The 18,255-nt window shown below is 60.0% G+C and carries 17 protein-coding genes; all 17 read left to right on the forward strand.

Annotated elements, in window-relative coordinates; translation table 11 throughout:
* Window positions 1-22 precede the first annotated feature (22 nt).
* A complete protein-coding gene (locus IEX27_RS11540) occupies window positions 23-2,077 on the forward strand; it encodes a beta strand repeat-containing protein (protein WP_188721202.1) in 2,055 nt (684 codons plus the stop codon).
* Window positions 2,078-2,254: 177 nt separating this feature from the next.
* Window positions 2,255-2,821, forward strand: coding sequence for a curli assembly protein CsgF (locus tag IEX27_RS11545; protein WP_210315530.1), 567 nt, complete (start codon window positions 2,255-2,257; stop codon window positions 2,819-2,821).
* Between the two features lie 50 nt (window positions 2,822-2,871).
* Window positions 2,872-4,074 (forward strand): CsgG/HfaB family protein, encoded by a 1,203-nt coding sequence (locus IEX27_RS11550; RefSeq protein ID WP_188721203.1) that lies wholly within the window; start codon window positions 2,872-2,874, stop codon window positions 4,072-4,074.
* Window positions 4,075-4,151: 77 nt separating this feature from the next.
* A complete protein-coding gene (locus IEX27_RS11555; RefSeq protein ID WP_188721204.1) occupies window positions 4,152-4,799 on the forward strand; it encodes a hypothetical protein in 648 nt (215 codons plus the stop codon).
* Between the two features lie 2 nt (window positions 4,800-4,801).
* Window positions 4,802-5,179: a curli-like amyloid fiber formation chaperone CsgH gene (gene csgH / locus IEX27_RS11560; protein ID WP_188721205.1), complete on the forward strand. Its 378-nt coding sequence runs from the start codon at window positions 4,802-4,804 to the stop codon at window positions 5,177-5,179.
* A 28-nt stretch (window positions 5,180-5,207) separates the two neighbouring features.
* Window positions 5,208-5,927, forward strand: coding sequence for an AprI/Inh family metalloprotease inhibitor (locus IEX27_RS11565; RefSeq protein ID WP_188721206.1), 720 nt, complete (start codon window positions 5,208-5,210; stop codon window positions 5,925-5,927).
* 62 nt (window positions 5,928-5,989) lie between these two features.
* Window positions 5,990-7,426, forward strand: a complete 1,437-nt coding sequence (locus IEX27_RS11570) for an aldehyde dehydrogenase family protein (RefSeq protein ID WP_188721207.1) — start codon at window positions 5,990-5,992, stop codon at window positions 7,424-7,426.
* A 209-nt stretch (window positions 7,427-7,635) separates the two neighbouring features.
* Entirely contained in the window at window positions 7,636-8,388 is a 753-nt protein-coding gene (locus IEX27_RS11575; protein WP_188721208.1) for an SDR family oxidoreductase, read from the forward strand.
* A 52-nt stretch (window positions 8,389-8,440) separates the two neighbouring features.
* Window positions 8,441-9,163: a TIM barrel protein gene (locus IEX27_RS11580; RefSeq protein WP_188721209.1), complete on the forward strand. Its 723-nt coding sequence runs from the start codon at window positions 8,441-8,443 to the stop codon at window positions 9,161-9,163.
* A gap of 114 nt (window positions 9,164-9,277) precedes the next feature.
* Window positions 9,278-11,575 (forward strand): FdhF/YdeP family oxidoreductase, encoded by a 2,298-nt coding sequence (locus tag IEX27_RS11585; RefSeq protein ID WP_188721210.1) that lies wholly within the window; start codon window positions 9,278-9,280, stop codon window positions 11,573-11,575.
* A gap of 196 nt (window positions 11,576-11,771) precedes the next feature.
* The gene (locus IEX27_RS11590; protein ID WP_188721211.1) at window positions 11,772-12,929 is read left to right on the forward strand and encodes a transporter substrate-binding domain-containing protein; all 1,158 of its coding nucleotides are present in this window, start codon (window positions 11,772-11,774) and stop codon (window positions 12,927-12,929) included.
* Entirely contained in the window at window positions 12,926-13,561 is a 636-nt protein-coding gene (locus IEX27_RS11595; protein WP_188721212.1) for an ANTAR domain-containing response regulator, read from the forward strand. Before IEX27_RS11590 ends, IEX27_RS11595 begins: the two co-directional genes overlap by 4 nt.
* A gap of 25 nt (window positions 13,562-13,586) precedes the next feature.
* Window positions 13,587-14,813: an urea ABC transporter substrate-binding protein gene (locus tag IEX27_RS11600; protein ID WP_188721213.1), complete on the forward strand. Its 1,227-nt coding sequence runs from the start codon at window positions 13,587-13,589 to the stop codon at window positions 14,811-14,813.
* A gap of 73 nt (window positions 14,814-14,886) precedes the next feature.
* A complete protein-coding gene (locus IEX27_RS11605) occupies window positions 14,887-15,759 on the forward strand; it encodes an ABC transporter permease subunit (protein ID WP_188721214.1) in 873 nt (290 codons plus the stop codon).
* 6 nt (window positions 15,760-15,765) lie between these two features.
* Window positions 15,766-16,824, forward strand: coding sequence for a branched-chain amino acid ABC transporter permease (locus IEX27_RS11610; protein WP_188721215.1), 1,059 nt, complete (start codon window positions 15,766-15,768; stop codon window positions 16,822-16,824).
* A 2-nt stretch (window positions 16,825-16,826) separates the two neighbouring features.
* Window positions 16,827-17,543 (forward strand): ABC transporter ATP-binding protein, encoded by a 717-nt coding sequence (locus tag IEX27_RS11615; RefSeq protein ID WP_188721216.1) that lies wholly within the window; start codon window positions 16,827-16,829, stop codon window positions 17,541-17,543.
* Complete coding sequence (urtE, locus tag IEX27_RS11620) at window positions 17,536-18,246, forward strand: urea ABC transporter ATP-binding subunit UrtE (protein WP_244630336.1); 711 nt, start codon at window positions 17,536-17,538, stop codon at window positions 18,244-18,246. The genes IEX27_RS11615 and urtE overlap by 8 nt, the downstream gene beginning before the upstream one ends.
* Window positions 18,247-18,255 lie beyond the last annotated feature (9 nt).

Genomic DNA, 18,255 nt, shown 5'->3' on the forward strand with positions numbered 1-18,255 from the left:
CAGCTTCAGGGAGGAGAGGAAAATGGGAGTCAAGCTAACACTTGCGACCACCACGGCGGTCGGGCTGCTGATGGGCGCAGCCTTCGCGGGCAGCAACAACGAAGTCTATATCGATCAGTTCGGTAGCGGTAACTCCGCTTCCATCGTCCAGGGCCAGACCAACGGTTCGACCGTCGGCAACAGAGCCGGTTATGAGACGACCCGGATTCGCCAGGATGGCGCGGACAACCAGCTGATCATCAACCAGACGCATAACTCGAGCGTCAACAGTCCCCCGCGCAACCAGAGCAACAGGGTAGGAGCGCCGGGTGACCAGGCAGGCCTTGGCATCGACCAGACCGGAAACGCCAACTATCTGCGCATTGACCAGACGGGTTCGAACCAGGCTGTCTTCGAAGTGCAGCAATATGGCGGCACGTCTGCGACCAGTTCTTCAAACAACGCAACGATCGTTCAGGACGGCGGCTGGTCGGCGCGCGTGTCCAACCTGCGCCAGACGTTCACCGGCGGCGCGGCGGATGCATCGAACGACGTTACCATTACCCAGACCGGACAGTCCTCGCGCGTTGGTAACACCAGCAGCGGCCCTCGCAGCGACGGCAGCGGCGCGCACCAGACCGGGTTTGGCAACCAGCTTAATATTTCGCAGACCGGCAATTCGCAGCTTGTCTACACAGCGACGCAGACGAACGATCAGTCCGCCGGCGGCGCCAACATTGCTGAGATCAGCCAGGGCGGCGGCAACTCCAATCAGCTTCGCGAGCTGCGCCAGGTCAACACGGGCGGAGCAGATAACACTGCAACGCTAACTTTTACAGGCATGGGCAACGGCTCGACAAATGCAGCCTTCACCGGACCGGCCAGCGACGTCAGTGTGGCTCAGTCGCGCGTTCGCCAGACCGGGGAAGGGAACGACATCAGCTTTGACGTTACCGGCAATAGCAATCTGTTCGGCTTCGTGCAGGACGGTGCCGGCAACTGGATGGCTGGAATCGTAGAGGGAAGCGCCAACCAGGTTGCGACGTCACAGATAGGTGACGGTCACTTTGCAACGCTGGACATCCTCGGAGACAGTAACCGGTTCGGTATCGAACAGACCGGCGACTTCAATGAGGCGTATGCGCGGGCAAATGGCAACGCCAATGACCTTGCGCTGAGCCAGTCGGGTGTTGGCAATTTCGGCGAAGTTGCGATCGGCGATTGGACTGCCAGCAACAGCAACTCCGTGGTCCTTAACCAGGAAGCCAGTTCAACTGCCGCCAATGATGGCCAGATCTTTGTTGATGGGAACACCAATGCCGTCTCCCTTAATCAGGTCGCCGGATGGGACTCCAATCTCGGAGAGGTCGTGATCGAAGGCAGCCAAAACCAGGTGGCCGTCGACCAGAACGGTAGCAACGAAGGCTTCGTCAACGTTTACGGCAATGGCAACGGCGTGACGCTCGGTCAAGACGGGGATGTCAACTACGCGGTTGTCGACGTCGGTGGCAACAATAACGGGCTCGACATTGATCAGTCCGGCGACTGGAACTACGCCTGGGTGCAGGCGTATGGTAATGCCAATAACCTGACACTCGGCCAGACCGGTGATTTGAACACCGGCGAGGTTTACCTTGTTGGAGACTCCAATACGGTTTCGGCAGACCAGAACAGCAGCGGTGGCGAGAACAGCCTCATTGCGGCGGTCACTGGAGACAGCAACGTCCTCAATGTGTCCCAAACCAACTCGTCATTGTACGGCGACATGAACTCGATTGAGGTCGACATCTACGGCAACAGCAACAACACTGGTGGAGCCTTCGCATTGGCGGCGTCATCAGCGGTAGCTGGTGGCCTGGCGCCGGGCGATCTGGTCCAGTCGGGATCGGGCAACTCCATCTCGCTGCAGGTCGGGTCATCGTTGGCGCCTGCTTCCGATCTCAACCAGTTCGCTTTCGCGCAGCAGGGTAACGGCAACACGATCGACGGGTCGATCATGGGTTCCGGGAACGAGGTTGCGATCGTCCAGGCTGGGAACGGCAACTATGCCACGTTCAGCCAGGTAGGCAGCGGCAACAGCATCGGCATCTCGCAGTAGGGTTGCCGATTGGCGGCCCGTCATCACTGCCCAACCCAGTGAAGACGGGCCCCAGTACATGAATGACCCCGGCGGGATGTCGGGGGAGAACGACAGGTAGAAGAACAGGTTCCCGGAAGAGTTTGCAAGACGCAGGATAATGGTGTCTTGTATATGTAGTATAACGGGGGAGGTAAGATGATGAAGATTGTTCGCGTAGGGCTTATGGCCGCCAGCGTTGCTCTGGCCGGCGCAGGCGGTTCGGCCGCCCAGGATATGGTCTACACTCCGGTCAATCCCTCGTTCGGCGGTAACGCACTGAACTCGTCTCACCTGATGGGTCTGGCCAATGCCCAGCGTACGGCCACCGGGGGAAAGCCCGCTGGTTCGGATCCTAATAATCCATCAGGCTCCAGCGACGCTGACCTTTTCGTTCGACAGCTCCAGAGCCGCCTGCTTTCAGCACTCGCCGCCCAGGTTACCCAGGCAATCTTCGGTGACGATCCGCAGGAGTCCGGAACTGTTACCTTTGGCGACACGACCGTCACCTTCGAGCGGACGGGCGATTCCATTCGGTTGGTCATTACCGATCCGACCGGCGTCACTGAAATCGTCGTGCCCGTCCTAGTCTCGTCCGCCGGGGGGCTGGGTGCCACGATGGAGAGCGGCCTCGCCACCAGCAATGGTCTGTCCAGCGGTTTGAACACCGGAGCCCTTTACGGCGACCTCACGACGAGCACCTCGCTCAGCCCGGGGCTCAATTGATTTCCATGAAGGGCGGATCAGTGCATACAGAGGTATCAGGAACAGGCTCCATGGCTAAACGGCGGAGCCTTCGGAAAACGGTCGCCAAGATCGCTGTAGCCGGCGCTGTCGCCGCTATGCTGAGCGGGTGCCAGGCGGTCCCGATGGCAGGCCTGCTCCAGCCCGTCTACACGCCTGTGACGAAGCAGAGCCACAGCCTGCGTACGCTTCCGGCACCGGCGAAACGCATCACGGTAGCCGTTTACGATTTTCCTGACCTGACTGGCCAGTACAAGGAACGTGAGAACGTTCAGTCACTGTCGCGGGCTGTCACCCAGGGCGGTGCGCCCATGCTGATCAAGGCTCTGCAGGATGCGGGCGAAAAGCGCTGGTTTACCGTGCTCGACCGCGCACGCCTTGATGACCTGCTCAAGGAACGGCAGATCGTCACCGAGATGCGGCGGCTCTACCGGAACGAGCAGCGCATCGACCCGAACGTTTTGCCGCCGCTCGATCATGCCGGCATCATCCTCCAGGGTGGGATAACCGGTTACGACACCAACACCATGACGGGGGGCATCGGCGCCCGCTATCTGGGCATCGGCGGCGACACGAAATGGCAGCAGGACACCGTAACCGTCACGCTGCGGGCCGTATCGACGAACACCGGCGAGGTTCTGTCCAGCGTCGCGGTCCACAAGATGATCGCCTCCTATGCGATTCAGGGAGGTGCGTTCCGTTACATTGCCCTCGACAAGATCCTCGAGGCTGAAGCTGGTCTCACCCACAACGAACCCAAGCAGATCGCCGTGCAACAGGCGATCGAAAAGGCGGTCATGGGCATGATCATCGAGGGTGCCGAACTCGGCGTCTGGTCGTTTGCAGACGCGGAGGCGGGGCGTCAGGTGATTGCCGACTATCGAGACGAGAAGTACGGCACCAAGCTCACCGCAGCAGCCGAGATCGTTCCGCCGCCCAAGACAAGCAATGCCGCGGATGTCGTGGAGACGACACCGGCCTGGCCCCGCGCGGCCGTTGCGCCGCGTCGCCCGGCAACGGCTCCGTCTCCGTCTCCGGCTGCAAAGCCCGCAGCACCCGTACCCCCGCCGCCAGCAATGCCGGGCGAGACGGTTGGCTCTGTTGAGCCCGGGGTGGATGGCGCGGATCCTGAGACTTCGCCTGCTGTCGCCGGCGTCGCCCCATCGCCAATCCGGGCTTCGACACCCGCGGTCCGGCAAGATGAGCAAGTGGCCTCGGCAGGGAGGGTGCGTTGATGACTTTTTACAGAAGAAGGGACGTTCGGATGGTTGGAAAATCTAGGGCTATACTTGCAGGAGTTTTCTTCATCACTGTGTTTCCGGCTTTTGCTGAAGACAACGTCCTGAAGATCGACCAGACCAGTCCGCTCGGCGCGCTGCAGGGCAATATGCTGTCGTCGGATCAGTCGCTGGCCGACAACTCGCTTGTCGCCGGCCCCACACAGCAGATGATCGACAACGCGCTCGGCGGTACTCTCCAGGTTGACGACCTGTATCGGATGAACCAGGCGACCGCACCATCCGCGCTTCAGACAGGACAGGGCAATACCGCGATGCTGACAATCGTGGGTGACGGCGGTCAATTGATGCTCCTTCAGGACAATTCCGCTGGCGGCACGGTGGGCAATGCGGCTCAGCTGAGCGCATTCGGAGCCGACGCCCTGGGCGCCATCCTGCAGATCGGTGATGGCAACGAAGCTTCGCTGATGGTCGGCGATGCCGCGACCGGCCTGATCGTGCAGAACGGCAGCAGCAATACGAGTTCGCTGACGGTAGAGTCTGGCGGCAAGGGCGAGATCATCCAGAATGGCAACGGCAACTCGTTCTCAACGACGGTGGCAGCCAACAGCTCAGTCTCCATCGTTCAGAACGGCAACAACCTGACCCAGGCCGGGGTCACTGGCATGCAGGTGTTCTCGACGGCGCCGGGAACGGTCGCGATCACGCAGACAGGGTTCTAGCCATGCGTCACGCAGCTGCACTCATTGTGGGCCTTGCCGCCGCCTGTGGTGCAGGTGACGCCACGGCACAGGATGGAGGCGCCGCCGTTGCGGTGCCCTCCATCGCCATCGAACCTACGGAGACCGGTCTGCAGATCGTCGCATCGGCCGTCGGTTTCGACATGGCCGAGATCGAGGGTTCGGTTGAGATCGACCGTACCGGCGGCTCGGGCACAGTTACAACGCGCCAGAACCGCAAACTCAACCTCTCGGCCGGCCAGTCCCAGGACATTGCCAAGACCGCGCTCTCTCTTGCCAAGGGCGACCGCATTTCGGTCAGGGTAGTCCTCCGGCAGAACGGCAGGATCGTCGGCAAGGCAGAGGTCTCGTCGGGTGGGTAACGGAGCGATGAAATTCACGAGATTTCTGATGGCCATGTTGGCCGCAGCTGGCGCCTTCTCGTTCGCCCCTGAGGTGCGCGCACAGTCTGTCGACCAATATGTCGAGGCATTCAGCGGCACATGGCAGCTTGTCGATCCCCGCCATTCTAACCCTCCCTCCACCTGCAACATGGTGCTTGGCTCGACGGCTGACGCGGATGGTCGCTTCGCCATAGAGGGCACGGGTTGCCGCGGCGAGGCCGCGCTGGTCAGTTCCTGGGGCGTCGCCCAGGGGCAGATGACCCTCTTCGATGCGGACGGCGCGGTGATCGCGCGATTGGGCGGCAGCCAACGGCGGATCAGCGGTACCAGCGCATCGGGGTCTCCGTTGATCTTCGAGAGGGTAGGTGCCGGCGGCACTGCGACCATGCTTGAAGCTGCCAAGAAAGCCGGCGGCTGCTTCTATTCGGGCTTTACGAGCAAGTGCGTGGATGCGGCAGAGGCCGCGCCTCCCGCTCCGGAAGGCGCGAGCGTGCAGGTGCTCGTCAACCTGAACGTACGTGCCGAGGCGCGCGACGATGCCGAGGTGGTCGGCGTGGTGCCGCAGCAAACCTGCGTCAAAACCGACCTTTGCATGATGGCTACCGACGGCGCCTGGTGCCGCGCCAAGTTCGGCGAGAAGAACGGCTGGATGCGAAAGCAGGCCCTGCGCCAGAACCGCTGGGCCATCGTCACCTTCGAAAACACCTGTCCCAAGCAGGGTAACTAGATTTTCGGTTCACGAGAACACTGTTCCCATCAGTCGGAGCAGCGACAACAGGAAGATATCAAATGACTGTGCATCAGAATTTTATCGGCGGCCAATGGACCAACGCGACTGAGACCGCAGACAACATCAATCCTTCAAACACCCGGGAGATCGTCGGGGTCTATGCCCGTGGCTCCCGGCAGGATGCAGAAGCTGCGATCGCTGCGGCCAAGGAGGCGTTCAAGTCCTGGTCACGGTCGAGCGTCCAGCTCCGGCACGACATCCTGCTCAAGGTTTCGACGGAGATATTGGCCCGCAGGGAAGAACTGGGCCGGTTGCTGGCGCGAGAAGAAGGCAAGACTCTGCCTGAATCCATCGGTGAGGTCGTCCGCGCGGGCCAGATATTCGACTTTTTCGCTGGCGAAACCCTGCGCCTGTCCGGCGAGAAGCTGCCTTCCGTTCGTCCAGGTGTCGAGGTGGATATTACGCGCGAACCGGTAGGCGTCGTGGGCCTCATCACGCCCTGGAACTTTCCGATCGCGATCCCTGCCTGGAAGATCGCTCCGGCACTCGCTTACGGAAACTGCGTTGTCTTCAAGCCTGCCGACCTGGTGCCCGGGTCTGCTTGGGCGCTTGCCGATATCATCATCCGGGCTGGTGTGCCGGAAGGCGTCTTCAACCTGGTCATGGGCCGCGGTTCGGTCGTGGGCGATGTGCTGCTCAACAGCCGCGATGTCCATGCGATCAGTTTCACGGGCTCGGTCGCAACGGGCAAGAAGGTCGCTGCCAGCAGCATCGAACACATGCGCAAGTTCCAGCTGGAAATGGGCGGCAAGAATCCGCTCGTCATCCTGGATGATGCTGATCTTGATGTGGCGGTCGAGTGTGCCGCAAACGGTGCATTCTTCTCTACCGGCCAGCGTTGCACAGCTTCGTCGCGCCTGATCGTGACAGACAAGATCCACGACGCCTTCGTGGAAGCGCTGAAAGTCCGGATGAGCAAGCTTGTCGTCGATGATGCGGTGAAGGATGGAACGCATATCGGGCCGGTCGTAGACCAGAACCAGCTCGACCAGGACCTGTCCTACATCGCGATCGGCAAGGATGAGGGCGCCACACTCGCCTGGGGCGGTTCTCTGGTGCAACGCGAGACGCCAGGCTTCTATCTTGAGCCAACGCTGTTTACGGACACGACGCCTGAGATGCGTATCAACCGTGAAGAGATCTTTGGGCCGGTCGCCTCGGTCATCCGGGTCGAGGACTACGATGAGGCATTGGCGCTCGCAAACGACACCGAGTTCGGGCTTGCGACAGGTATCTGCACGACGAGCCTCAAGCACGCGACCCATTTCAAGCGGAATGCCGAAGCCGGGATGGTGATGGTCAACCTGCCGACGGCCGGTGTGGACTACCACGTGCCGTTTGGCGGCCGGAAAGGCTCATCTTACGGACCGCGCGAACAGGGTCGTTACGCTGCGGAGTTCTACACCACGGTGAAGACCGCCTACACGCTGCCGTAAGACTGATGCCAGGAAGAAGCGTCGGGATGCTCAAATCCATCCCGGCGCTGATTGAGACTGGCTGACATGCCGAAGATTGGCAGGAGGTCGAAAGCCCTCTGCCGATCTTTGGATTCTGGCGCACGCGCGTCAGCCTTTTTTTGACCTTGCTCGGTCGCGTCCTGTACACTCATGATCTGGCCGCGTCTTGGAAGGGAACAGGGTACGACATGAATACTGAACGTGTAGCAATGGTCACAGGCGCAGGAACCGGGATCGGAAGGGCCGCTGCCACCGCTCTTGTCGAGGCCGGATGGAACGTTGTTTTCGTCGGCCGTCGCGCAGAGAAACTCGCTGAATCCATAAGCCTCACGGGGGCGCCAGAACGCGGCTTCGCCATCCCGGCAGATGTTTCGGATCCCAACGACGTTGATCGGCTTTTTGCCAGCGTCGAAGAACGGTTCGGCAGGCTGGATCTGCTGTTCAACAACGCTGGGCTTGGAGCTCCAGCGCGGCCGATCGATGAGATACCAGTCGAAAACTGGTTGCAGGTTCTGGGCGTAAACCTATCCGGAACATTCCTTTGCTCGCGAGCCGCCTTCGGTTTGATGCGGCGTCAAAACCCGCGCGGCGGGCGTATCATAAACAATGGTTCCATTTCCGCGCACGCGCCCCGGCCGGGTACGGCTCCGTATACGGCAACGAAACACGCGATTACCGGATTGACCAAGTCAATAGCGCTGGATGGCCGTCCCTTCGATATTGCATGCGGGCAGATTGATATCGGCAACGCATTGACGGAAATGGCATTGCCAATGAGCAAGGGTATTCAGCAGCCCAACGGAGAAATTGCCGTGGAAGCGACCATGGATGTCAACGAAGTGGGCTCGGCAATCGTTTATATGGCTGGTCTTCCGCTTGATGCAAACGTGCTGTTCATGACGCTGATGGCAACGAAAATGCCTTTCGTGGGTCGCGGTTAGTGTCGTTTAACCAGATTACTTGACGTATTCTCATCATGGATAGCTGAATATCATGCGCAAGAAGTTTTCTGCGAACACTGGTTTTCTTTGGCCCGACCTAAGCTTCATCGATCGCATATTTCGAGCGGCAGATACTGGCTTCGACGGGCTCGAATTTCATGATGAAGCGCAGCGTCACGATCTTGCCTCCGTACGGAGTGCACTTGCGCAAACAGGTTTGCCCGTCATCGGGATGAATATAAGGATGGGAGAAACTCTGGGTTGTGCCGGAATTCCGGGCGCGGAAGAACAGGCTTTGCTGGACTTCAAAGATGCTCTTCGGATTGCAGATGCGCTCGACGTGCCGAACATCCATGTATTGGCGGGTAGGGTGGATACGCCCGCTAGCTTGGACGTACTGGAGCGAAATCTCACCCGCTTTTCTGAAATGACGCACCGGAATATTCTTCTTGAGCCGCTTTGCCGTAGGGCCTGCGAAAACTACCCCTATTCACGCCTGTCAGAGGCTGCGGCAATCATCAAGAAGACGGGAATTCCAAATCTGCGTCTGATGTTTGATACATTCCATGTTCGAAGTGAAGAAGACGATCTTCTGGGATCTTACCTTTCCCATTCCGAACAGATCGGGCATGTGCAGATCTCTTCCTGGCCGGATCGGGGAATGCCGGGGCCGGATGATCTTTCACTCAATTCTTTCCTGAGCGAAGTCAAAACAGAATGGGTGGGATGCGAATTCAAGGATCCTGCATCATCGGCGAGACCTCCCAAGCTTTAATCCAGTCCATATCGACTGAGAACACCATTTATCGTCTCGAGTGGTTAGAGGCGTCCTCTCAGGAACATATCCGCGACGGAACTCTTTTCTGAGGAGAAGAGCCCGGAGTGTGACATGAATGACAGAGCCCGCTACAAACCTTACGATCAGCCTACCGGAGGCTGGGGCTCAGTCAAATCGCTGGTGAAACACTCGACCAGACAGGGTGCCGTAACCAGCGCTGCCGGTTTGATGCGCGATCACAACAAGCCCGGCGGCTATATGTGCACCAGTTGTGCATGGGCGAAGCCCGCCAAGCCTCATACGGCCGAGTTTTGCGAGAACGGCGCAAAGGCCACCTTCTGGGACCTCACCTCAAAGCGAACGACACCGGAATTCTTCTCCAGGCACACCGTCACGGAATTGCTCACCTGGTCGGACTACGATCTCGAAAATGAAGGTCGGCTCACGCACCCGATGCGCTACGACCCTGCGACCGACAAATATGTGACGGTCACCTGGGAAGATGCCTTCGCCGATATCGGCGCAAAGCTTCAGTTCTATGAGCCCAAGAGTGTGGTGTTCTACACGTCCGGTCGCGCATCTCTCGAAGCCTCCTACATGTACCAGCTGATGGCGCGTCTCTACGGCAACAACAACCTGCCGGACAGTTCGAACATGTGCCACGAGACCACATCCGTTGCGCTGCCCGAAAGCATCGGCACCCCGGTGGGGACCGTTCTGCTCGATGATTTCGACGATACGGACTGCATCCTGTCATTTGGACAGAATGTCGGGACCAATGCGCCAAGGCTGCTGCATCCGCTGCAGCAGGCCCGCAAGCGCAATGTGCCGATCATCGTCTTCAATCCACTGCGGGAGAGGGGCTGGGAAGAGTTCGTCAACCCGCAGGATCCGGTGCAGATGTTGTCAAACTCGCCGACCAGAATAGCGACCCAATACCATCAGGTAAGAGCAGGGGGTGACATCGCAGCGATGGTGGGCATCGCCAAGGTGCTATTCGCTCTGGACGAGGAGGCGAGGGGGAGCGGACAGCCGCCGGTGCTCGACCACGCGTTTATTGCCGAGCACACCCATGGCTTCGATGCGTTCAGGGAAATGGTGCTGGGCACTGACTGGACCGAAATAACCAAGGCATCGGGTTTGCCACGCAAGGCGCTGGAGACAGCCGCACGGACCTACGCAAAGGCTCAGTCCGTGATTGCCATCTATGGCATGGGGCTTACCCAACACAAGCTCGGCATCGACAACGTGCAGATGCTGGTCAACCTGCTCTTGATGCGCGGCCAGATTGGCAAGCCTGGTGCTGGCATTTGCCCGATCCGCGGTCACTCCAATGTTCAGGGCCAGCGCACGGTAGGGATCTCGGAGAAAACCAGCCTGGTGCCGCTTGACCGGATGGCAGAGCAATACGGTTTCGAACCACCGCGCGAAGATGGCATGAACACGGTGGAGGCTTGCGAAGCCATCATCGCGGAAAACGTGAGCGCCTTCATCGGACTGGGCGGCAACTTCCTGCGCGCCATCCCGGAGCGGGAGCTGATGGAACGCAAATGGAGGCGCCTTGACCTTGGTGTTCATATCGCCACCAAGCTGAACAGAACCCATCTGGTGACCGCGAGATCCACATTTCTTCTGCCGACGCTCGTTCGTAGCGAAATCGATGAGCAGGCGACAGGGCCGCAAATCGTCACCATGGAAGATTCCACCACATGCATCCATGCCTCGCGCGGCAAGTTCACGCCCGCCAGTGCTCACCTGCTGTCCGAGCCCCGTATCGTCGCCGAAATCGCCAAGGCGGCGCTGGCGCCCAATCCCAAGGTCCCGTGGGATGAGTGGGTCGGAAACTACGCCCTCATCCGCGATGCCATCGAGGCAACCTTCCCGGATGACTTCCGCGATTTTAACAAGCGGATGGATGTGCCGGGCGGCTTCCCGAGACACGTGGCGGCAAGAGACCGCAAGTGGGAAACCGAGACAGGCAAGGCCAATTTCAAGCTGCCGAAAGGGCTCTCCGCAAGCTTCGACGACGATGCGGACGAGACCGTGATGCGGCTCATCACGCTGCGCTCCAACGACCAGTTCAATACAACGGTGTATGGCTATGACGACCGTCTGCGCGGCATTCACGGCTCACGCATGATCGTGATGATGAACAAGGACGACCGGGAACGTCTGGGCATTCGGAAGGACGGGATGGTGCGTATGACGACGGCGGTCAATGATGGCATAACGCGCAGCATGGAAGGCTTTCAGGTGATCGACTACAATCTGCCAGCTGGCACCTGCGCCGCCTATTTTCCCGAATGCAACGCGCTTATCCCGCTCTGGCATCATGCCGAGGAGAGCAAGACGCCGTCGGCGAAATCCGTTCCCGTGCGCATCCAGCCGCAGGCAGGTCAGGGCCTATAGCCCGTCACTGCTGCAATCCGTTCGTGGCAAGTGCTCACCGTATGGATAGTTGACACTTCGGATGTTTCCAATACATTATGCCTATGCGTTGGGCAGGTGAGCCCGGGTGGCGCAAAAATTTGCATGACATATTGATGGCAAGAATGCCCACAGTGCCAACACTGTAGGGCACTTTTTTTTGCCTGCGAGGGGAGTCATGGCAAAAGCGCTGTACAAGATCGGAGTCCTGTTTTCCCATAGCGGCCCATATGGTGTCGTCTCGCGCTCCATGTTCAACGGAGCGATGCTGGCTTTCGATGAGATAGCCGAAGCCTGTCCATTTCAGCTTACTCCCGTCATCGCCGATCCCGCCGGTTCATTCGAGCGCTATGCCAGCCTGAGCCTGGAATTGCTCGGCAAGCACGGCGTCAGGCATGTCGTCGGCTGCTACACGTCATCCAGCCGCAAAGACGTCATTCCGCTTTTCGAGAAAAGCGACGCGCTGCTCTGGTATCCCTCCCACTACGAGGGTTTCGAAACCTCTTCCAACGTCGTCTATACGGGAGCAGCGCCCAATCAGCATATCATTCCGCTGATCGAGTTCCTGCTCGCCAACCTTGGAAAGCGCGCCTTCTGCGTCGGCTCGAACTATATCTGGGCCTGGGAGAACAATCGCATCCTGCGTGAAGCACTGTCCGCCGCCGGGGGCAAGGTCCTTTCGGAGCGCTATACGGCCGTCGGCGACACTGATTTCTCCAAGACCATTGCCGCGATCCTGGAGGAAAAGCCGGATTTCGTCTTTAACACGCTGATCGGCACCAGCGCCTACCGTTTCTTCCAGGCATTCCGCGCCGCCTGCCAGGAGCGCGGTATTGACCAGCCGTCGGAAATCCCGGTGGTGAGTTGCAGCCTATCCGAGCCCGAACTGGCAGAAATCGGGCGGCACGCGATGGACGGGCATATCAGCTCGAGCGTCTATTTCTCCTCCATCAAGTCACCTGCCAATTCCCGCTTTGCCGCAGCCTATCGCGCGCGATGGCCGAACAGCGCGGCCGCCTCGGCAGACGCGGAAGCCTCCTATGTGGCGGTAAAGCTGCTGGCAGCAGCGATCGCTGCCGCAGGCTCCGATGACGTCGATGCGGTCCGCAAGGCGTTGCCTGCGCTGACGGTTGAGGCACCGCAGGGGAAGGTCAGCATCGATGGAGCAACCAACCACGCATACCTCACGCCGCGGATCGGCAGGTCCACGGCCTCGGGCCAATTCGACATCCTCTGGGAGGCTGACGATCCGGTCCAGCCTGATCCATATCTCGTGAAGACCACGCCCCGCTATGCCATTCGCAACAGCATGCCGAAGCTGAGGGTGATCAAATGAACGAGCCGCGCATCATCCAGAATTTCGTAGGCTACCGCGCGACCATCGCGACGGAGCAGCCCGGAGCCGTCGAGCAGCTTGAGGACATGCTGAGCAAACTCGGCATTGCCGTCGTCATGGCCGAGATCCGCGATGCCAAGCTGCAGATCGAACCCGGCGAGAAGAACGTCCTGTTCATCGATTCAGACCTCAACGTCGCGGTGGATACAAGTGCATCGGAACCCAGCCGTTGTCTTCCAGTCATTGGCATCATCGGTGTCGAAGCACCAAGCCGGTTGCGCTCGCTGATGCAGCTTGGCACCACCTCGACCCTGCGCAAGCCTGTCCACCGGGCCGCAGTCTACTCGGCGCTCTACGTGGGCATCAACGAGTTCCGCCGCCGTCGTCACCTGGCCGATCTGGTCGATGAATATGAGCGGCGGAGGCTGATGCGCAAGACGCTCGTCCAGGCTGTCCTGATCGTCATGCACCGCACCGGCGCGGACTATGCCGGAGCCTACGACCAGTTGCGCCGCGAAAGCATGCGTTCGCGCCAAAGCCTCGAGGATTTCTGCGAGGCGTTCATCCATGCCCACGGCCCCGGACCGGATGAACTCGAAACGCAAATCGGGCCGAAGACCAACTACGCCTAAAAATAATAAACCAGAGGAGAACAACATGACATCAAGATGGCTACAGGCTGGCACGCTGGCGTGCGCCTTTGCTGTGTCCGGAGCCGCCTTTGCCGCCGATCCCATCAAGATCGGTGTGCTGGAAGATCAATCGGGCGACTTTGCCGCCGCGACAATCGGCAAGGTCCACGCGATCGAACTGGCGGCAGAAGAGATCAACGAGGCCGGCGGCATCGCTGGCCGCCCGATCGAACTGGTCGTCTATGACACCCAGTCCGACAACAACCGCTACCAGGAATTCATGCGCCGCGTGCTGCAGCGTGACAAGGTCGACGTTGTATTCGCCGGCTTCTCATCGGCTTCGCGCGAAGCCTATCGCCCGATCGTGAACCAGTTCGACGGCTTGGCCTTCTACAACAACCAGTATGAGGGCGGTGTCTGCGACGCAAACATGATCGTCACCGGCGCGGTGCCGGAGCAACAGTTCTCGACGCTCATCCCGTGGATGATGGAGAAATACGGCAACAAGGTCTATACGATCGCCGCCGACTACAATTTTGGCCAGATCTCGGCCGAATGGGTGCGCAACATCGTCAAGGAAAACGGCGGTGAGATGGTGGGCGAGGAGTTCATTCCGCTGGGCGTCTCGCAGTTCTCGCAGACGATCCAGAACATCCAGAACGCCAAGCCCGCGTTCGTCGTGACCCTGCTCGTGGGCGCCGCCCAGGCCTCCTATTACGAGCAGGCCGCCTCGGCCAATCTCGGCCTGCCGATGGCATCATCGGTCAACGTCGGACAGGGCTACGAGCACAAGCGCTTCACCCCGCCTTCGCTCGGCGACATGTATGTCACCACCAACTACATCGAAGAAGTCGACACGCCGGCCAGCAAGGCGTTTTTGGAGAAGTTCCACGCCAAGTATCCGAACGAGCCTTACGTCAACCAGGAAGCGGCGAATTCCTACATTGCCATGAACCTCTACAAGCAGATGGTCGAGCGCGCCAACTCCACCAAGCGCGACGACCTGCGCAAGGTGATCGCGGAAGGTGACGTCTGCTTTGATGGTCCATCCGGCAATGTCTGCCTCGATCCAAAGAGCCAGCACATGTCGCACACGATTTATCTGGCGCATGTCAACAAGGACCATTCGATCGATTTCCCGAAGGTATGGGACAACATCAAGCCTTATTGGCTCGGCGATGAGGGCTGCGACCTGACCCAGTCCGATCCGGACGCGCAGTACACGCCGTCCAATCCTCCAACCAAGCAGTAGATGCCTACGTGAATAATGGGCGCGATCCATCGCGCCCATCCCCACGCAGTCTGCTGCCCCATTGGAGTTCCTAATGGATTTCGTGACAACGTTGGTGTCGTCAGCCTACCAATTTGGCGACGCGTTCGCGTTTCTTGTCCTTTCCGCCTGCGGCCTCGCCGTCATCTTCGGCATGATGGGCGTCATCAATCTTGCGCATGGCGAGTTCATCATGTGCGGTGCCTACATGACCGTGTTCGCGGTCAACTGGGGCCTGCCGTTGCCGCTCGCCATCATCGTGGGCAGCCTTTTTGCCGGGCTTGTCGGAATGGTCATCGAGCGTCTGGTGGTGCGCAGGCTCTATTCGCGCCCTCTCGACTCTATCCTCGCCACCTGGGGCGTAAGCCTTATCGCCTCGCAGGGTACGCTGATCCTTTTCGGCCCTACCATGCGCGGCGTTGGCACTCCGCTCGGCAGTTTCATGGTCGGCTCCCTGTCCTTTTCGTACTATCGCCTCGTGCTGATGGCAACGGCGATCGCTGTGCTCCTGCTGCTCTATCTCGTCTTCAACAAGACGCGGTTCGGCGTGCTGGCGCGCGCCACCATTCAGGCGCCACATATGGCGAGTGCGCTGGGGGTCGATACCAACCGCATCTACACGCTTACCTTCGGCATTGGCGCAGCCCTTGCTGGCCTCACCGGCGGCATCTACGCGCCGACCATGACGATGATCCCGACGATGGGCACGACCTTCATCATGGAAGCATTCGTCACGGTCGTGGTCGGCGGCGCAGACGTGTTCATCGGGACCGCACCCGCAGCTGTCTTGCTCGCGGTAGTCAAAGCCTCGCTGACCTCCTGGCAGGGACAGCTGGCGGGCCAGATCGGACTCCTCCTTGCCGTCATCATCACCATCCGCCTGCTGCCGAAAGGCGTGACGGGCTTCATTCTGAAGGGGCGGGTCTGAGCAGCAATGACATTGTCACGGATCTTCAAGCGGCTGGAAGGGCCGCAAACCATGGGAAAGGGGCCCTTGTTCTGGACCGCCTTCGCGGTAGTCCTGGCCATTGCCCTGGCCTATCCGTTGTTTGCCGACGGATATGATGTCGGCAACAACATCTACTTCCTGAACTGGACCTTCATGGCCCTCGGCCTCAGCATCATCTGGGGCTATGGCGGCTCGCTGTCATTCGGCCAGACTGCCTTCTTCGGCGTTGCCGGCTACAGCTACGGCATCCTCACCATCAATTTCGGCACCGCCTACGGTCTCGGCGTAGTCGCGGTGCTGATGGCCATCGCCATTGCCGCGCTGTTCGCCGCCATTCTGGGCTACTTCCTGTTCTTCGGCCGCATCAGCGGCATCTTCCTTGGCATAGTCACCCTTTCGGTGACGCTGGCGCTGGAGCGTTTCATGGCCCAGACCGCCGGCCCCCAGTGGACAGTCGGATCGGCGCGCCTCAACGGCTTCAACGGGATGAGCGGCATGCCGCCGCTCACCCTGCCATGGTTCGGCGGCGATATCGTTCTCTACCCCGATATCGGCCTTTACTACCTTGTTCTCGGCCTCCTCGTGATCATCTACCTCGGGCTGCGCATCCTGGTGAATTCCAAGTTCGGCAATGTGCTCGTAGCGGTGCGCGAGAATCCGGAACGCGCAGAAATGCTGGGCTACGACATTCGCAAGTACCAGCTCGGCGGCTTTGTCATAGGAGCGGCGCTCGCCGGGCTGAGCGGTGCGCTCTACACAAGCTGGGGCCAGTACATTACCCCGTCGTCGATGGGCATCACCTCGGCCGCGCTTCCCATCATCTGGGTTGCTGTGGGCGGCCGTTCCGACATCACAGCCACGCTGATAGGGACGCTCATCGTTCTCTCAGGCTTCCAGGCACTTACCATCTACGGCAGTCAGTATGCGCTGGTGGTGATGGGGCTGCTTCTGGTCTGCACGGTCCTCCTGGCTCCGAAGGGCCTGGTCGCCAACGCCGGCATCCTGCTCGGTTCCCTCTTCAACCGCAAGAATGGGAGCGCGTAGCCATGGCCATGCTGGAGACCCACAATCTCAACAAGCACTTCGGCGGCCTGCACGTCACCGCCGATGTCAGCTTCACCCTCGAAGCAGGTAAGATCCATTGTCTCATCGGGCCAAATGGTGCCGGCAAGAGCACCTTCTTCCGCCTGCTGCTGGGAGAGCACCAACCGTCTAGCGGAAAGATCATGTTCGACGGAGTAGACATAACCCGGCTCAAGCCGTTCCAGCGCATCAATCAGGGCATGAGCGTCAAGTTCCAGGTGCCCGGCATCTTCAGTGCATTGAGTGTGCGCCAGAACCTTGAAATCGCTCTGCAGCGCCGGCTGGAGGGTGCCGAGCTCGATGCAGAGGTGGAAAGGCTGCTGGACTTCCTGCAGCTTAAAGACGTGGCCAGCCAGCTTGCCGGAAATCTCAGCCACGGCCTTAAACAGTGGCTCGAGATCGGCATGGCGATATCGCTGAAACCGAAGCTTCTGCTGCTGGACGAGCCAACAGCCGGCATGTCACCCGAAGAAACACACATGACCGGGGAGATCGTGAAGCAGCTCAACGCTGAAGGCATGACCGTGCTCGCTGTCGAGCATGACATGGCCTTCGTCCGGCAGGTGGCGCACCGTGTCTCCGTCCTCCATTTCGGGCGCATATTCGCTGAAGGCACCTTCGCCGAGATCGTCGCCGACGAGCGGGTTGCCGCAATCTATCTGGGACAAAGCCATGACTGAGACCATGCTCGACATCAAGGGACTTCGGGCGGGCTATGGCGGCAAGCCGGTTCTGCAAGGCGTCGACCTTACCGTCTCAAGGGGCGAGATCGTTGCCGTGATCGGGCGCAACGGCGTCGGCAAGTCCACCCTGATGAAGACGTTGATCGGGCTGGTCGAAAGCATGGCGGGCACCATCACCTTCGGCTCGACCGAGTTGACCGGACTGACGTCATTCCGCCGCGCCCGGCTTGGCATCGGCTATGTTCCGCAGGGCCGCGACGTCTTTCCGCGCATGTCGGTCAAAGAGAACCTGCAGGTCGGCGAGTCCATGCGCGAACGCGTCTCGCCGGACGTCTATGAGCGGATCTACGAACTGTTCCCGATCCTGAGGGAACGCGCCGGGCAGCAGGCCGGAACGATGTCGGGCGGCCAGCAGCAGCAGCTTGCCATCGGCCGCGTGCTGGTCGGCTCGCCGCAGCTTCTGCTGCTCGACGAACCATCCGAAGGCATCCAGCCGTCCATCGTTCAGGATATCGGCCGCATCATCAGGAAGCTCAATCAGGATAGCGGCATGACGATCATGTTCGTGGAGCAGAACCTCGACATGATCCGGGCGCTCGCCCAGCGCTGCTACGTCATGGACAAGGGCCGCATCGTCGCCCACGTGACGCCGCACGAGCTGGACGACCGCGACACCATCAGAAAGTACCTGGCCGTATAGGCCGCCAAA

This window comes from Nitratireductor aestuarii (assembly GCF_014641695.1).
Lineage (GTDB): Bacteria > Pseudomonadota > Alphaproteobacteria > Rhizobiales > Rhizobiaceae > Chelativorans > Chelativorans aestuarii.

What these genes read in the sequence shown, in the direction of transcription:
- IEX27_RS11545 (WP_210315530.1), top strand. Translation starts at nt 2,255, where the DNA reads ATGATGAAGATTGTTCGCGTAGGGCTTATGGCCGCCAGCGTTGCTCTG.
- IEX27_RS11570 (WP_188721207.1), top strand. Translation starts at nt 5,990, where the DNA reads ATGACTGTGCATCAGAATTTTATCGGCGGCCAATGGACCAACGCGACT.
- IEX27_RS11550 (WP_188721203.1), top strand. Translation starts at nt 2,872, where the DNA reads ATGGCTAAACGGCGGAGCCTTCGGAAAACGGTCGCCAAGATCGCTGTA.
- IEX27_RS11575 (WP_188721208.1), top strand. Translation starts at nt 7,636, where the DNA reads ATGAATACTGAACGTGTAGCAATGGTCACAGGCGCAGGAACCGGGATC.
- IEX27_RS11590 (WP_188721211.1), top strand. Translation starts at nt 11,772, where the DNA reads ATGGCAAAAGCGCTGTACAAGATCGGAGTCCTGTTTTCCCATAGCGGC.
- IEX27_RS11595 (WP_188721212.1), top strand. Translation starts at nt 12,926, where the DNA reads ATGAACGAGCCGCGCATCATCCAGAATTTCGTAGGCTACCGCGCGACC.
- IEX27_RS11565 (WP_188721206.1), top strand. Translation starts at nt 5,208, where the DNA reads ATGGCCATGTTGGCCGCAGCTGGCGCCTTCTCGTTCGCCCCTGAGGTG.
- IEX27_RS11605 (WP_188721214.1), top strand. Translation starts at nt 14,887, where the DNA reads ATGGATTTCGTGACAACGTTGGTGTCGTCAGCCTACCAATTTGGCGAC.
- urtE (WP_244630336.1), top strand. Translation starts at nt 17,536, where the DNA reads ATGACTGAGACCATGCTCGACATCAAGGGACTTCGGGCGGGCTATGGC.
- IEX27_RS11580 (WP_188721209.1), top strand. Translation starts at nt 8,441, where the DNA reads ATGCGCAAGAAGTTTTCTGCGAACACTGGTTTTCTTTGGCCCGACCTA.
- csgH (WP_188721205.1), top strand. Translation starts at nt 4,802, where the DNA reads ATGCGTCACGCAGCTGCACTCATTGTGGGCCTTGCCGCCGCCTGTGGT.
- IEX27_RS11610 (WP_188721215.1), top strand. Translation starts at nt 15,766, where the DNA reads ATGACATTGTCACGGATCTTCAAGCGGCTGGAAGGGCCGCAAACCATG.
- IEX27_RS11600 (WP_188721213.1), top strand. Translation starts at nt 13,587, where the DNA reads ATGACATCAAGATGGCTACAGGCTGGCACGCTGGCGTGCGCCTTTGCT.
- IEX27_RS11615 (WP_188721216.1), top strand. Translation starts at nt 16,827, where the DNA reads ATGGCCATGCTGGAGACCCACAATCTCAACAAGCACTTCGGCGGCCTG.
- IEX27_RS11540 (WP_188721202.1), top strand. Translation starts at nt 23, where the DNA reads ATGGGAGTCAAGCTAACACTTGCGACCACCACGGCGGTCGGGCTGCTG.
- IEX27_RS11585 (WP_188721210.1), top strand. Translation starts at nt 9,278, where the DNA reads ATGAATGACAGAGCCCGCTACAAACCTTACGATCAGCCTACCGGAGGC.